At 72.1% G+C, this 13,942-nt stretch carries 14 protein-coding genes; 11 read left to right on the top strand and 3 right to left on the bottom strand.

Translation table 11 applies throughout. The features are described 5' to 3' along the window. Positions 1 to 17: 17 nt before the first annotated feature. A complete protein-coding gene (locus tag D3105_RS22945; protein WP_118904948.1) occupies positions 18 to 659 on the bottom strand; it encodes a TetR/AcrR family transcriptional regulator in 642 nt (213 codons plus the stop codon). A 185-nt stretch (positions 660 to 844) separates the two neighbouring features. Between D3105_RS22945 and D3105_RS22940 the strand changes: the two genes are divergently transcribed. Continuing rightward, complete coding sequence (locus D3105_RS22940) at positions 845 to 1,777, top strand: DMT family transporter (RefSeq protein WP_118904947.1); 933 nt, start codon at positions 845 to 847, stop codon at positions 1,775 to 1,777. Between the two features lie 19 nt (positions 1,778 to 1,796). Here D3105_RS22940 and D3105_RS22935 read toward each other — a convergent pair whose 3' ends face one another. Further along, on the bottom strand, positions 1,797 to 2,000 hold the full coding sequence (locus tag D3105_RS22935) for a hypothetical protein (RefSeq protein WP_118904946.1): 204 nt from the start codon (positions 1,998 to 2,000) through the stop codon (positions 1,797 to 1,799). Between the two features lie 145 nt (positions 2,001 to 2,145). On the opposite strand from D3105_RS22935, the gene D3105_RS22930 reads away from it, so the two are divergent. The 4 genes from D3105_RS22930 (at position 2,146) to D3105_RS22915 (ending at position 6,719) form a co-directional block, all read left to right on the top strand. Further along, entirely contained in the window at positions 2,146 to 3,366 is a 1,221-nt protein-coding gene (locus D3105_RS22930) for a sensor histidine kinase (RefSeq protein ID WP_118904945.1), read from the top strand. Positions 3,367 to 3,508: 142 nt separating this feature from the next. Next, positions 3,509 to 4,243, top strand: a complete 735-nt coding sequence (locus D3105_RS22925; protein WP_118904944.1) for a response regulator transcription factor — start codon at positions 3,509 to 3,511, stop codon at positions 4,241 to 4,243. Positions 4,244 to 4,295: 52 nt separating this feature from the next. After that, positions 4,296 to 5,468 (top strand): cytochrome P450 family protein, encoded by a 1,173-nt coding sequence (locus D3105_RS22920; protein WP_118904943.1) that lies wholly within the window; start codon positions 4,296 to 4,298, stop codon positions 5,466 to 5,468. 54 nt (positions 5,469 to 5,522) lie between these two features. Next, entirely contained in the window at positions 5,523 to 6,719 is a 1,197-nt protein-coding gene (locus tag D3105_RS22915) for a cytochrome P450 family protein (RefSeq protein WP_118904942.1), read from the top strand. Positions 6,720 to 6,737: 18 nt separating this feature from the next. On the opposite strand, the gene D3105_RS22910 is transcribed toward D3105_RS22915, so the two are convergent. After that, complete coding sequence (locus tag D3105_RS22910; RefSeq protein ID WP_118904941.1) at positions 6,738 to 7,757, bottom strand: Gfo/Idh/MocA family protein; 1,020 nt, start codon at positions 7,755 to 7,757, stop codon at positions 6,738 to 6,740. Positions 7,758 to 7,886: 129 nt separating this feature from the next. Between D3105_RS22910 and D3105_RS22905 the strand changes: the two genes are divergently transcribed. The 6 genes from D3105_RS22905 to D3105_RS22880 all read left to right on the top strand — a co-directional run bounded on the left by D3105_RS22905 (position 7,887) and on the right by D3105_RS22880 (position 13,793). Then, complete coding sequence (locus D3105_RS22905; RefSeq protein ID WP_206272852.1) at positions 7,887 to 8,645, top strand: GntR family transcriptional regulator; 759 nt, start codon at positions 7,887 to 7,889, stop codon at positions 8,643 to 8,645. A 304-nt stretch (positions 8,646 to 8,949) separates the two neighbouring features. Beyond that, on the top strand, positions 8,950 to 9,924 hold the full coding sequence (locus D3105_RS22900) for a sugar ABC transporter substrate-binding protein (protein ID WP_118904940.1): 975 nt from the start codon (positions 8,950 to 8,952) through the stop codon (positions 9,922 to 9,924). Beyond that, positions 9,921 to 10,976: an ABC transporter permease gene (locus D3105_RS22895; protein ID WP_118904939.1), complete on the top strand. Its 1,056-nt coding sequence runs from the start codon at positions 9,921 to 9,923 to the stop codon at positions 10,974 to 10,976. Before D3105_RS22900 ends, D3105_RS22895 begins: the two co-directional genes overlap by 4 nt. Next, positions 10,973 to 11,818, top strand: a complete 846-nt coding sequence (locus D3105_RS22890; RefSeq protein ID WP_118904938.1) for an ATP-binding cassette domain-containing protein — start codon at positions 10,973 to 10,975, stop codon at positions 11,816 to 11,818. The genes D3105_RS22895 and D3105_RS22890 overlap by 4 nt, the downstream gene beginning before the upstream one ends. Before the next feature lie 134 nt (positions 11,819 to 11,952). Then, positions 11,953 to 13,119: an ROK family glucokinase gene (locus D3105_RS22885; RefSeq protein ID WP_032787114.1), complete on the top strand. Its 1,167-nt coding sequence runs from the start codon at positions 11,953 to 11,955 to the stop codon at positions 13,117 to 13,119. A gap of 77 nt (positions 13,120 to 13,196) precedes the next feature. Beyond that, positions 13,197 to 13,793 carry a hypothetical protein gene (locus D3105_RS22880; RefSeq protein ID WP_118904937.1) on the top strand — a complete coding sequence of 199 codons (597 nt, stop codon included), beginning with the start codon at positions 13,197 to 13,199 and terminating at the stop codon, positions 13,791 to 13,793. Positions 13,794 to 13,942 lie beyond the last annotated feature (149 nt).

The raw sequence follows: 13,942 nt of genomic DNA, 5'->3' as shown, positions 1-13,942 counted from the left end.
CGACGGCCCGGGGACGCTCACCGTAACGGCAGGAGCGCGGGGTCCGTCGCCGCCGCTCGCAGACGGGTCAGGATGGCGCGGGCCGCCTTGTCGTAGCCGTGGTTGTTGTTCTGGAGCACCGACTCGGCGTTGGCCAGCTCCAGCAGGGCGATCACCTCGAACGCCAACTGGCGCACGTCGGTGTCCCCGGCCAGCTCCCCGGCGGCCCTGGCCTCCTCGATCGTCTCCTCCACGAAGGTGACCCAGCCCGTCTGCGCGGACGCCAGGGCGTCGTGCACCCGGCCGCTGCGGGCGTCGAACTCGGCGGTGGCGGCGTAGAAGAAGCAGCCGCCCCGGAACACCCGCTCGCGGGAGTACGCGATCCACGCCTCGCACATCCGCCAGACCCGCCCGAGCCCCGGCGGCACCGACCGGGTGGGGCGCAGCACGTGGTCGACGTAGACGGCCACCGCTCCCCGCACGGTGGCCAGCTGGAGCCCCTCCTTCGAGCCGAACAGCGCGAACACCCCGCTCTTGCTCAGCCCCAACTCGGTGGCCAGCCGTCCCAGCGACAGGCCCTCAAGCCCTTCGACCGAGGCGATCTGCACCGCCCGGCCCAGGACCAACTGCCGGGTCTGGTTGCCCCGCTCGACCCGCCCGTCCGCTCTTACCGACGCCATGTGACCACTCCGTGCCTCAGCGTTACCGATGCGTCAGTCTAGGGAGCGGCGGGAGATGCCCGGGAGTGATCCGACCGCTGAGACAGGTGTTCCCTTTCCGGGAACCCGGCGGGTAGCGTGATCACTCCGCGTGCGAGCCGGTGAGGTCTCCACATCACGTTCCGTGGAGAATCCGGGAGAACCGCGTGTCCGCTGCCGTCGTGCCCGCCGCGGGGAGCATCTCCCCGCGCCGCGCCTGGGTCACCGACCTGCCCGTGCTGGCGGTCGCCGCCGTCTGGGGCGCGAGCTATCTCGCCGCCAAGGGCATCACCACCACGCACACCGTCGTCGCCGTCCTCGTCCTGCGCTTCGCGATCGTGCTGCCGGTGCTCGTGGCGGTCGGATGGCGCAAGCTGCGGGCGCTGACCGGTGCGCAGTGGCGGGGCGGCGGCGTGCTGGGTCTGGTACTGAGCGGGATCTTCCTGCTGGAGACGTACGGGGTGGTGCACACCTCCGCCACCAACGCCGGGCTGATCATCAGCCTGACCATGATCTTCACACCGCTGGCCGAGGCCGCCGTGACCCGTGTCCGCCCGTCGGCCGGATTCGTCGCCGCGGCCGGACTCTCCGTCGCCGGAGTGGTCCTGCTGACCCAGGGCGGCGGATTCACCAGCCCGTCGGCCGGCGACCTCCTGATGCTCCTCGCCGCTCTCGCCCGTACGGTCCACGTCCTGGCCATGGCCCGGATCAAGGCGGTACGGGACGCCGACTCGCTCTCCCTGACGACCGTCCAACTCGGCGGCGCGGTCGCCGTCTTCGCCGTGCTCGCCGCACTCCCCGGCACCGGGGCCTCACCGTGGAGCACGGCCGTGGGCTTCGGCGCCCGGGAGTGGGCGGGCCTCGTCTTCCTCTCGGTGTTCTGCACGCTGTTCGCGTTCTTCGTACAGATGTGGTCCGTACGCCGCACCTCGCCGTCCCGGGTCAGCCTGCTGCTCGGTACGGAACCGCTGTGGGCCGCCGCCGTCGGCATCAGTCTCGGCGGGGACCACCTCGGCGCCCTGGGGGTGGCCGGGGCCGTGCTCGTGCTGGCGGGCACCGGGTGGGGACGGCGCGCCGCCCTCGGGGGCGTCCGGCCCTGATCCGCCGGACACCCCCTGGTCAGGTCTTGATCGAATCCGCCGCGATCATCACGGCGGCCCCCGCCACGATCAGGACGATGTTGACGAACAGCGTGCGGTCGCTGAGGAAGTCGATGTGGTGCACCAGCGTCCAGAACCGGAACCAGCCCGTCCACTCGTACAGCAGCCCGCCCGCGCCCTGGACGAAGACGAGGAACCCGATCGTCTCGACGATTTTCTTCATGGGCCGAGCCTCCCGCCCGCCCCGCGCCCGCCGCGTCGGCCACCGGTCCCGTCCGCCGCGCCGAAAGTAGCGCAGGGCGCGACTTTGGTAGCTCCCGCGCCGCTCGGAGTCCTTTCGGGCCGTCAGGCTGCGTAACTTTGTCGATATGACGCGCACCGAGTACCGCTGGCTGCTTCCGTCGGCGATGGCCGACCCCGAGCTGCCGGACGACCGGGTCCGGACGCGGCGGACCGTGCGGGACTGGGCCGTCGACATCACGGCCTTCCTCATCGCCGCGGGCATCGGCATGCTGGCCCTCGGCACGATCGAGGCCGACGACACCACGGCCGACGTCGTCGTCTTCGTGGACTCGATCGTCGGCGCGCTGGCCTGCTGCGCCCTCTGGCTCCGACGCCGCTGGCCCGTCGCCCTCGCCGTCGCCCTGACCCTCGTGTCCGTCGTGGAGCCGGTGGCCGCCGGGGCCCTGCTGGTCGCCCTCTTCAGCCTGGCCGTCCACCGCCCGTTCAAGCCGGTCGCGATGGTCGGGGCGCTCGCGCTGGCCCTGGTACCCGTGCAGCCGTTCCTGCGCCCCGACCCGACGACGTCCTTCCTCGCCTCGGTCCTCTTCGGCGTCCTGCTGATCCTCCTGGTGATCAGCTGGGGCATGGCCGTACGGTCCCGGCGCCAGCTCGTCGTCAGCCTCCGCGAACGTGCCCGACGCGCCGAGGCCGAGGCGGAGTTGCGCGCCGAACAGGCCCAGCGCCTCGCCCGGGAGGCCATCGCCCGCGAGATGCACGACGTCCTGGCCCACCGGCTGACCCTGCTCAGCGTGCACGCCGGGGCCCTGGAGTTCCGGCCCGACGCCCCCGCCGCCGAGGTCGGCCGGGCGGCCGGCGTCATCCGGGACAGCGCCCACGAGGCCCTCCAGGATCTCCGCGAGATCATCGGCGTCCTGCGCGGACCCGGCGACACCGACGAGGCCCACCGGCCGCAGCCCACCCTCGCCACGCTGGACGCCCTCGTCGCCGAATCCCGGCTCGCGGGCATGAAGGTCGCCGTCGACAACCGGATCACCGAACCCCAGGACGCCCCCGCCGCCACCGGCCGCACGGTCTACCGCATCGCGCAGGAGGCCCTGACCAACGCCCGCAAGCACGCGCCCGGCACCGAGGTCTCCCTCACCGTGACCGGCGGACCCGGCGAGGACCTGACCGTCGAGGTGGTGAACCCCGCCCCCACCGAACCCTTCGAACGGGTCCCCGGCTCCGGCCAGGGGCTCATCGGCCTCACCGAACGCGCCACCCTCGCCGGGGGAGAGCTGGAGCACGGCCCTACGAAGGACGGCGGCTTCGCGGTCCGGGCCCGCCTGCCGTGGCCCGCCGCGTGATCGCCGCCGTACGGGAGCGAGCGACGCCCGCCGTACGGGAACGGGTGACGCCCGCCGTACGGGAACGGGTGACGCCCGCCGTACGGGAAGGAGCGACGCCCGCGGTACCGGCGCCGCGCGCCGGCTGGCTACGGTGGCCGTCATGAACACCCCGGCGTCCCCGACACCCCCGGCCTTCTCCGCGCCCGTCCGTCTGCTGATCGTCGACGACGACCCGCTGGTCCGGGCGGGACTGACGCTGATGCTCGGCGGCGACCAGGGCATCGACATCGTCGGGGAGGGCGCGGACGGCGACGAGGTCGAGGAGCTGGTCGAGCGGCTGCGCCCCGATGTCGTGCTGATGGACATCCGGATGCCGGTCATGGACGGACTCACCGCGACCGAGCGGCTGCGCCGCCGGCCCGACGCCCCCGAAGTCGTCGTCCTGACCACCTTCCACGCCGATGAACAGGTGCTCCGCGCCATCCGGGCCGGGGCGGCGGGATTCGTCCTGAAAGACACCCCGCCGGCCCGGATCGTCGACTCGGTCCGCCGGGTCGCCGCCGGGGACCCGGTCCTCTCACCCGCCGTCACCCGTCAGTTGATGGCCCGCGCGGCCGGGGGCGGGCGCGACGACCGGGCCGACCGCGCCCACCGCGCACGCAGGCGTTTCGGCCAACTCGCCGAGCGGGAGCAGGAGGTCGCGGTCGCCGTCGGGCGCGGCGGCTCCAACGCGGAGATCGCGGCCTCCCTCTACCTCAGCGTCGCCACAGTCAAGACCCACGTCTCACGGATTCTCGCCAAACTCGAACTCAACAACCGTGTCCAGATCGCCCTGTTGGTCCACGATGCGGGGCTCCTCGACACGGACGACAGCGGTGGGATCCACCTAGGGTGAAGGGGAACGGCCCGGAACGGAGCGGGCCGCGACGGGAGAGGGGCCGCCCACCATGGCCGAGCTCGATCTGCGCGACCTGCCGGACTTCACCGCCGACCCCTACCCGTACTACGCGAAGCTCCGCGCCGAGGGGCCGGTGCACACCGTGCGCACCGAGGACATGGAGCGGATCTGGCTGATCGTCGGACACGAGGAGGGCCGCGCCGCCCTCGCCGACCAGCGGCTCGGCAAGGACTGGCGCACCACCGGACGCTGGGAGGCGTCCGAGGCCCAGCTCAGCGCCAACATGCTGGAGCTCGACGCCCCGCACCACACCCGGCTGCGCCGGCTCGTCGTCCGCGAGTTCACCGCCCGGCGCATCGAGGCGCTGCGCCCGCGCGTCACCGAGATCACCGACCGGCTCCTGGACGCGATGGTGCCCCAGGGCTCCGCCGACCTGGTCGACGCGCTCGCCTTCCCGCTGCCGATGACCGTGATCTGCGAACTCCTCGGCGTCCCGGACATCGACCGGGACGCCTTTCGTGCGCTCTCGAACGGCATCGTCACGCCCACCCGGGAGCAGCGGGAGGCCGACCCGGCCGGCGCGATGAACGCCTACCTCGTCGACCTCATCGCGGACAAACGCCGTTCGCCCGGCGAGGACCTGCTGAGCGCGTTGATCCGAACCACCGACGAGGACGGCGACAGCCTCTCCTCCGCCGAACTGGTCGGCATGGCATTCCTGTTGCTCGTCGCGGGACACGAGACCACCGTCAACCTGATCGCCAACGGGGTCCGGGCCCTGCTCGACCACCCCGACCAGCTCGCCCTGCTGCGCGCCGAACCGGGGCTCATCGACGGCGCGGTGGAGGAGATGCTGCGCTACGACGGGCCCGTGGAGACCGCCACCTTCCGCTTCGCCCGGGAGCCGGTGGCCATCGGCTCCACCGTGATCCCGCGCGACGCCGCGGTGCTCGTCGCGCTGGCCTCCGCCGACCGCGACCCCACCCGCTTCCCGGCCCCGGACGCCTTCGACATCCGCCGCGAGCCCCAGGGCCACCTGGCCTTCGGCCACGGTGCGCACTACTGCCTGGGCGCACCGCTCGCCCGGATGGAGGCGCGCATCGCGATCGGCGCGCTGCTGGAACGCTGCCCCGGTCTCGCCCACTACCCGTCCGGCGGCGAACCGGACTGGCTCCCGGGCCTGCTGATGCGCGGCACCCGGAGTCTGCCGGTGCGCTGGTGAGGGGCCCCGCAACGCCGTGAAGTGTCGCCGCAACGCCTCCTGAAGGGAACCGTGTTGACCTCCGAACCCCTGGTCGATCTCGCCGGGCTCGGCGAGCAGTTCACCCGCGATCCCTACCCCGCCTACGCCGCCCTGCGCGCCAAGGGACCGGTCCACCGGGTCCGGATCCCCGAGGGTGCGGACGCCTGGCTCGTCGTCGGATACGAGGCGGGCCGCGCCCTCCTCGCCGACCAGCGGCTCTCCAAAGACTGGGACAACGCCTCGCCCGCGCTCGGCGTCAGCAAGGTGTCCGCGGGCGCCTCGATGCTCGGCTCCGACGCCCCCGACCACACCCGGCTGCGCAAGCTGGTCGCCCGCGAGTTCACCCCGCGCCGTATGGAGCAACTTGCGCCCCGGATACAGGAGATGACCGACGAGCTGCTGGACGCGATGCTCGCGGCCCCGGACCGTTCGGCCGATCTCGTCGAGGCGCTGTCCTTCCCGCTGCCCATGTCGGTGATCTGCGAACTGCTCGGCGTGCCGTTCCTGGACCGCGAGGACTTCCGTACCTGGTCGGGCCAGGCGGTCTCCTCCATCGACCCGTCCGTGCGCGCCTCCTCCACCCAGGCCATGACCGCGTACATCACCGGTCTGCTGGCCGACAAGCGGGAGAAGCCCGGCGACGACCTGCTGAGCGCGCTGATCCACACCGCCGACGAGGAAGGCGACCGGCTGTCCGGCGAGGAACTGATCGGCATGGCGTGGCTGTTGCTCGTCGCCGGGCACGAGACCACCGTCAACCTCATCACCAACGGCGTCCACAACTTGCTCGCGCACCCCGGTCAACTGGCGGCCCTGCGGGCTGACTTCTCCCTGATCGACAACGCCGTCGAGGAGATCCTGCGCTTCGAGGGGCCGGTGGAGACCCCCACGTACCGCTTCACCACCGAACCGATCGAGGTGGGCGGCACGGTGATCCCCGGCGGCGGCGAACTGGTCCTGGTCGCGATGTCGGACGCCAACCGGGACCCCGACCGCTACCCCGGCGGGGACCGCTTCGACATCACCCGGGACGCCCGGGGCCACATCGCCTTCGGGCACGGCATCCACTACTGCCTGGGCGCGCCGCTGGCCCGCATCGAGGCCCGGACCGCCATCCGGTCGCTGCTGGAGCGCTGCCCGGAGCTGCGGCTGACCGCCGACCCGGAGACGCTGACCTGGCGCGCCGGGATGCTGATGCGGGGCCCGCTGAGCCTGCCGGTCGCCTGGTAGCGGGTGGTCTCCGGAGGCTCAGCCGCCGGGGATCTCGGTCATCGCCACCGGCCGGCGTTCGCGGCGGGAGACCTCGCACGCCTCGGCGATCCGCAGGGCGTGCAGGGCCTCCCGCCCGTCGCACGGATTGGCCGACTCGCCGCGGACCACGCGCAGGAACGCGTCCAGCTCCGCCTCGTACGCCGGGGCGAACCGTTCCAGGAAGCCCGGCCAGGGCTTCGCCGGGGCGCCGGGGCCGCCCGGCTCGGCAGAGGTCAGCGGCGTACGGTCGTCGAGGCCGACGGCGATCTGGTCCAGCTCGCCGGCCAGTTCCATCCGTACGTCGTACCCGGCGCCGTTGCACCGGGTCGCGGTGGCGGTGGCGAGCGTCCCGTCGTCGAGGGTGAGCAGGGCGGCGGCGGTGTCCACGTCCCCGGCCTCCCGGAACATCGCGGGCCCGCTGTCCGAGCCGGTGGCGTACACCTCGCTCACCTCGCGGCCCGTCACCCAGCGCAGGATGTCGAAGTCGTGGACCAGGCAGTCGCGGTACAGCCCGCCGGAGAGCGGGAGGTAGGCGGCGGGCGGCGGCGTGGGATCGGAGGTGACCGCCCGCACGGTGTGCAGCCGGCCGAGCCTCCCGTCCCGTACGGCGGCCCTGGCCTCGCCGTACCCGCCGTCGAAGCGCCGCATGAAGCCGAGCTGGAGCAGGCTCCCCGCCGCCTCGACCTCCGCCAGCGCGGCGAGCGTGCCGGGCAGGTCCAGGGCGATCGGCTTCTCGCAGAAGACCGGCAGCCCGGCGCGGGCGGCCCGCGCGATGAGCCCGGCGTGGGCGGCGGTCGCCGAACAGATCACCACGGCGTCGGGCCGGCCCCGGGCCTCGCCCGCCCCGGTGAACAGGTCGTCCACGGAGACGGCCGTGGCCCCCGTCCGACCGGCCGCGGCGGCCGCCCGCTCGGGGTCCGCGTCCGCCAGCAGCAGGGCGTCCACGGCGGGGTGACGGCTCAGCACCTCCGCATGGAATGTGCCGATCCGTCCCGTTCCGATCAGTCCGATGCGCATGGGCCCCAAGGTGGCGTTCGCCCCGTCGTCATGTCAAGCGTTTGTCCTGACAAACGGGGGCCGCGTCGGCCGGGTTCCCGCCCCGGTCGTGCCATGGCTTTGTCCGGACAAGCGAACTACGCTCGCCCCGTGACCGCACATGGAACCGACCGGCCGCTGCCGCTGAGCGTGGACCGCACCAGCCCGGTGCCGCTCTACTTCCAGCTGGCGCAGCAGCTGGAGGCGGCCGTGGAACAGGGCCGGCTGGCCCCCGGCGCCCTGCTCGGGAACGAGATCGACCTCGCCGCCCGGCTCGGCCTGTCCCGGCCGACCGTCCGCCAGGCCATCCAGACGCTCGTCGACAAGGGCCTGATGGTCCGCCGGAGGGGGGTCGGCACCCAGGTCGTCCACAGCCAGGTCCGCCGCCCGCTGGAGCTCAGCTCGCTCTACGACGACCTGGAGGCGGCGGGCCAGCGCCCCGCCACCGAGGTCCTGCGCAACGCGACGGAACCGGCCACGGCCGAGGTCGCCGCCGCGCTCGGGGTCGCCGAGGGCAGCGAGGTCCACCTCGTGGAGCGGCTGCGCAGCGCGCACGGCGAACCGATGGCGCTCCTGCGCAACCACCTGCCGCCGGGGCTGGTGCCCCTGCGCACCGAGGAGCTGGAGGCCACGGGCCTCTACCGGCTGATGCGCGCCGGCGGCATCACGCTGCACAGCGCCCGCCAGTCGGTGGGGGCGCGCGCCGCGACGGTGGGGGAGGCGGGGGTCCTGGACGAGGAGCCGGGGGCGCCGCTGCTGACGATGGAGCGGGTGACGTACGACGACACGGGGCGGGTGGTGGAGTTCGGGTCGCACGTCTACCGGGCGGCGCGATACGCGTTCGAGTTCCAGCTCCTGGTCCGCCCGTAGCCGGTGCCATTCCAGCCCGTCCGGCGCCCCCTCCGGTCCGTTCCCGGTTGCCCACTCCAAGGGGCGCGGGCCCGCCCGGGCGCGCGTGACGGGCTGGATACAGGTCCCGGCACACGGGTTGCGCTCGGCGGCTCCGTGCCCCAGGCTCCTGTGACCGTCGGCCACCCGCGCAAGGCCCCTGGGCAGGGCTCGGGGATACTGGGCAGCCGGCCCGGGGCCGTACACCCGGCACGGCCGAGCGAAGCGCACAGCAGCAGAAGAAGGGCACGGTGTCGTGGCAAGGGTTCGGACAGGGGTACGCGCGATGGGCGCCGTGCTGGCAGTGATGCTGGCAGCCGCGGGATGCAGCAGCACCGGCGGCAAGCGGGCGGAAGAACGCGCGGCCGAGGCCGCCGAGGGGCGGGCCGCGGTGAACACCCCGCGTTGGACCTTCGCCATGGTCACCCACTCGGGAGACGGCGACACCTTCTGGGACATCGTCCAGAAGGGCGCCGAGCAGGCGGCCGTCAAGGACAACATCAACTTCCTCTACTCGCACAACGACGAGGCCAACCAGCAGGCCCAGCTCGTCCAGACCGCGATCGACAAGAAGGTCGACGGGCTGATCGTCTCGCTGGCCAAGCCGGACGCGATGAAGGCCGTGGTCGCCAAGGCCGTCAAGGCGGGCATCCCGGTCGTCACCGTGAACTCCGGCTCCGCCGAGTCGAAGGAGTTCGGGGCGCTCACCCACATCGGCCAGGACGAGACCATCGCCGGTGAGGCCGTCGGCGACGAGCTGAACAGCCGAGACCGGAAGAAGGTCCTGTGCGTCCTGCACGAGCAGGGCAACGTGGGCCACGAGCAGCGCTGCGCCGGCGCGAAGAAGACCTTCGACGGCACGATGCAGAACCTGTACGTCGACGGCACCAACATGCCCGACGTCACCGCGTCCATCGAGGCCAAGCTCCAGTCCGACAAGAGCATCGACGCGGTCGTCACCCTCGGCGCCCCCTTCGCCGACGCGGCCGTCCAGGCCAAGCAGACGGCGGGCAGCAAGGCCGAGATCGACACCTTCGACCTCAACGCCAAGGTCGCCACCGGCCTCCAGGGCGACAAGCTCGGCTTCGCCGTCGACCAGCAGCCCTACCTCCAGGGGTACCAGGCCGTCGACCTGCTCTGGCTCTACCGCTACAACCGCAACGTGCTCGGCGGCGGCCAGCCCGTCCTCACCGGCCCGCAGGTCATCACCAAGGACGACGCCGACGCCTTGGCCGACTACACCAAGCGGGGCACCCGATGAGCGGCTCCACCGCCGCACCGGAGAAGTCCGCGCAGCTCGACGAGCGCCTCGTCCACACCTCGCCGCTCCGCAAGCTGCTCGGCCGCCCCGAACTGGGTTCGGTCGTCGGCGCGGTCGCCGTCTTCGTGTTCTTCGCGATCGTCGCCGACAGCTTCCTCCAGGCCTCCAGCTTCGGCACCGTCCTGTACGCGGCCTCGGTCCTCGGCATCATGGCCGCCCCCGTCGCCCTGCTGATGATCGGCGGCGAGTTCGACCTCTCCGCGGGCGTCCTGGTGACCAGCTCCGCGCTGATCTCCTCGATGTTCAGCTACCAGATGACGGCCAACGTCTGGGTCGGCGTCCTCGTGTCCCTGCTGGTCACGCTCGCCATCGGCGCGTTCAACGGTTTCATGCTGACCCGCACCAAACTGCCGAGCTTCATCATCACGCTCGGCACGTTCCTGATGCTGACCGGTCTGAACCTCGGCTTCACCAAGCTCATCAGCGGCACCGTCTCCACCAAGGCGATCGGCGACATGGAGGGCTTCGACTCGGCCCACGCCCTGTTCGCCTCCACGCTGACCGTCGGCAGCGTCGAGTTCAAGGTGACCATCCTGTGGTGGATCGCCCTCGTCGCCCTCGCCACCTGGATCCTGCTCCGTACCCGTTTCGGCAACTGGATCTTCGCCGTCGGCGGCGAGGCCGACGCGGCCCGCGCGGTCGGCGTCCCGGTCGTCCGCACCAAGATCGGCCTCTACCTCGGCGTCGCCTTCGCCGCCTGGATCTCCGGCCAGCACCTGCTGTTCAGCTACGACGTCGTCCAGTCCGGCGAGGGCGTCGGCAACGAGCTGACGTACATCATCGCCGCCGTCATCGGCGGTTGTCTGATCACCGGCGGCTACGGCTCCGCGATCGGCTCGGCGGTCGGCGCCTTCATCTTCGGCATGACCAGCAAGGGCATCGTCTACGCCGAGTGGAACCCGGACTGGTTCAAATTCTTCCTGGGAGCGATGCTGCTCCTGGCCACCCTGCTCAACGCGTGGGTGCGCAAGCGCGCGGAGGCGACGTCATGACGGCCACCCCTGAAGAGACCTCGGGACCGCTCGTCGAGCTGGACGACGTGTCCAAGTTCTACGGCAACATCAAGGCCCTGGAACACGTCTCGCTGGAGGTCCACGCGGGCGAGATCACCTGCGTCCTCGGCGACAACGGCGCCGGCAAGTCCACCCTCATCAAGATCATCGCGGGGCTGCACGGACACGACGCCGGACGCTTCCTGATCGAGGGCGAGGAGACCGCCCTCGCCAACCCGCGCGATGCCCTGGACCGGGGCATCGCCACGGTCTACCAGGACCTCGCCGTCGTCCCGCTGATGCCGGTCTGGCGGAACTTCTTCCTCGGCTCCGAGCCCACGACGGGCGTCGGCCCCTTCAAGCGCCTCGACGTCCGGAAGATGCGCGAGACGACCCGTACCGAACTGCTCCGCATGGGCATCGACCTGCGCGACGTCGACCAGCCCATCGGCACCCTGTCCGGCGGCGAGCGCCAGTGCGTGGCCATCGCCCGCGCCGTCTACTTCGGCGCCAAGGTCCTCGTCCTGGACGAGCCGACCGCCGCGCTCGGCGTCAAGCAGTCCGGTGTCGTGCTCAAGTATGTGGCGGCCGCCCGCGACGCAGGCCTCGGCGTGGTCCTCATCACGCACAATCCGCACCACGCGCACCTCGTCGGCGACCGGTTCGTCCTCCTCAAGCGCGGAGTGATGTCCGGCAGCCACACCAAGGACGACATCACGCTCGACGAGCTGACCCGGCAGATGGCGGGCGGCAGCGAGCTGGAGGAGCTCAGCCACGAGCTGGAACGCACCCCGGCGCCCACCCTCCCGGGCACTCCCGCGGCGACCGAAGAAGGGTCCTGACCGGAGGCCCGCCCCGGCGCGGCCGACCCCGCCCATCGGCCCGCCGGGGCCGGGCAGTGGCAGAATCGAGCGCGGCGGGCGCCGTCCGCCGCCGGCCGCGACTGCGGCCCGGCCCCTCAGACCCCGCAGGGACGATGAGCACGTACCGCGACTTCGCCCACCGCGGCTCCGCCCGCGCCACCGTCCTCAAGACGGTCGGCACCAAGGAACGCCGCTCGCACCTGTCCGCGCCCCGCGTCCCCACGGTCGGGATCGACATCGGCGGTACGAAGGTGATGGCGGGCGTCGTCGACGCCGACGGCAACATCCTGGAGAAGGTCCGCACCGAGACGCCCGACAAGTCCAAGAGCCCCAAGGTCGTCGAGGACACCATCGTCGAGCTGGTCCTGGACCTCTCCGACCGGCACGACGTCCACGCGGTGGGCATCGGCGCGGCCGGCTGGGTCGACGCCGACCGTTCCAAGGTCCTCTTCGCCCCGCACCTCGCCTGGCGCGACGAACCCCTGCGCGACGCCATCGCCTCCCGCCTCGTCGTCCCCGTCATGGTCGACAACGACGCCAACACCGCCGCCTGGGCGGAATGGCGCTTCGGCGCGGGGCGCGGCGAGGACCACCTCGTCATGATCACCCTCGGTACGGGCATCGGCGGCGCGATCCTGGAGGACGGCCAGGTCAAGCGCGGCAAGTACGGCGTGGCCGGTGAGTTCGGCCACATGCAGGTCGTGCCCTCGGGCCACCGCTGCCCCTGCGGCAACCGGGGCTGCTGGGAGCAGTACAGCTCCGGCAACGCCCTCGTCCGCGAGGCCAAGGAGCTGGCCGCCGCCGACTCCCCGGTCGCCCACTACCTGCTGGACCGCGTGAAGGGGAACGTCTCCGACATCACCGGGCCGCTCATCACCGAACTGGCCCGCGAGGGCGATGCGATGTGCATCGAACTCCTCCAGGACATCGGCCAGTGGCTCGGCATCGGCATCGCCAATCTGGCCGCCGCGCTCGACCCCTCCTGCTTCGTCATCGGAGGCGGTGTCAGCGCCGCCGACGACCTCCTGATCAACCCCGCCCGGGACGCCTTCAAGCGCCACCTCACCGGCCGCGGCTACCGCCCCGAGGCGAGGATCGCCAAGGCGCAGCTGGGCCCCGAGGCGGGTATGGTCGGCGCCGCGGACCTGGCGCGGCTGGTCGCCCGCCGCTTCCGCCGGACCAACCGGCGGCGCGTCGAGCGCTACGAGCGGTACGCCCAGATCTACGACCAGGCGGCGAGCACCATCCGCAACACGCGGTCCACCCGCACCGTCGATTGAACCGCGACCGCCCTCTTCGGCGTCCACCCCTCCGTACGCCTCGTCACGTCGCCGCAGCACCTAGGGACCACCTGATCATGATCGCAGCCGAGCACCCCGTGGTGCCGCACCAGTCGGAGTCTCCGGGCGACGGCGAGGGCAAACCGCCCGAGGACCGCCGGCGGGTGTTCAAGCGGCGCTTCATTACCGCCACGATCATCGTGCTCCTGATCGGAATCCCGGCCGGCTACCTGCTCATCTCGGCCGGCCAGAGCCGCCGCTCGGGCATGGACAAGGAGACCGAGGCGGCCGCCCAGGGGCTGCGCGAGGGCTGGCCCTCCAAGATGCAGCGCCGGATCTTCGAGATCCCGATCCCCGGCAACGGACAGGGCGTCCAGTACTACGAGACGAACAACTGGAAAGCCAGCCGGATGTACGCGAAGTTCCGGACCACCTCCGCCGGTCTCGACCGCTTCCTGACCGGAATGGGCACCGGGCGTGCGGCGCTGGAGCCGGACAGGATCACCATCAGCCCGCGGGACATCAAGATCACCGGCTGGTCCTTCGGCCCGGGCGAGCACTGGGCCGGCACCACGCACAGCAACAAGAAGCCGCGCCCCACCCAGAACATCACGGTCAACATGACCGATCCGGCCAGCCCCGTCGTGTATGTCGTATCGGCGGCGACCCCCTGACCGGGGGCCGGAGGGGCGCTCAGTAACCTGGAGCGAGTGAGCGAAGTGAGCGAGACGACCCCGCAGCCCGTGCAGGCCCCCCACCCCGGTGGGCCCGCCCCGCATCCCGGAGCGCCTCACCAGGCGGTTCCGGCCCCGCACCAGGGACC

Origin of the sequence: Streptomyces globisporus (genome assembly GCF_003501885.1) — a bacterium.
Taxonomy (GTDB): domain Bacteria; phylum Actinomycetota; class Actinomycetes; order Streptomycetales; family Streptomycetaceae; genus Streptomyces; species Streptomyces globisporus_D.
This window is presented reverse-complemented; position numbering and strand designations above follow the sequence as displayed.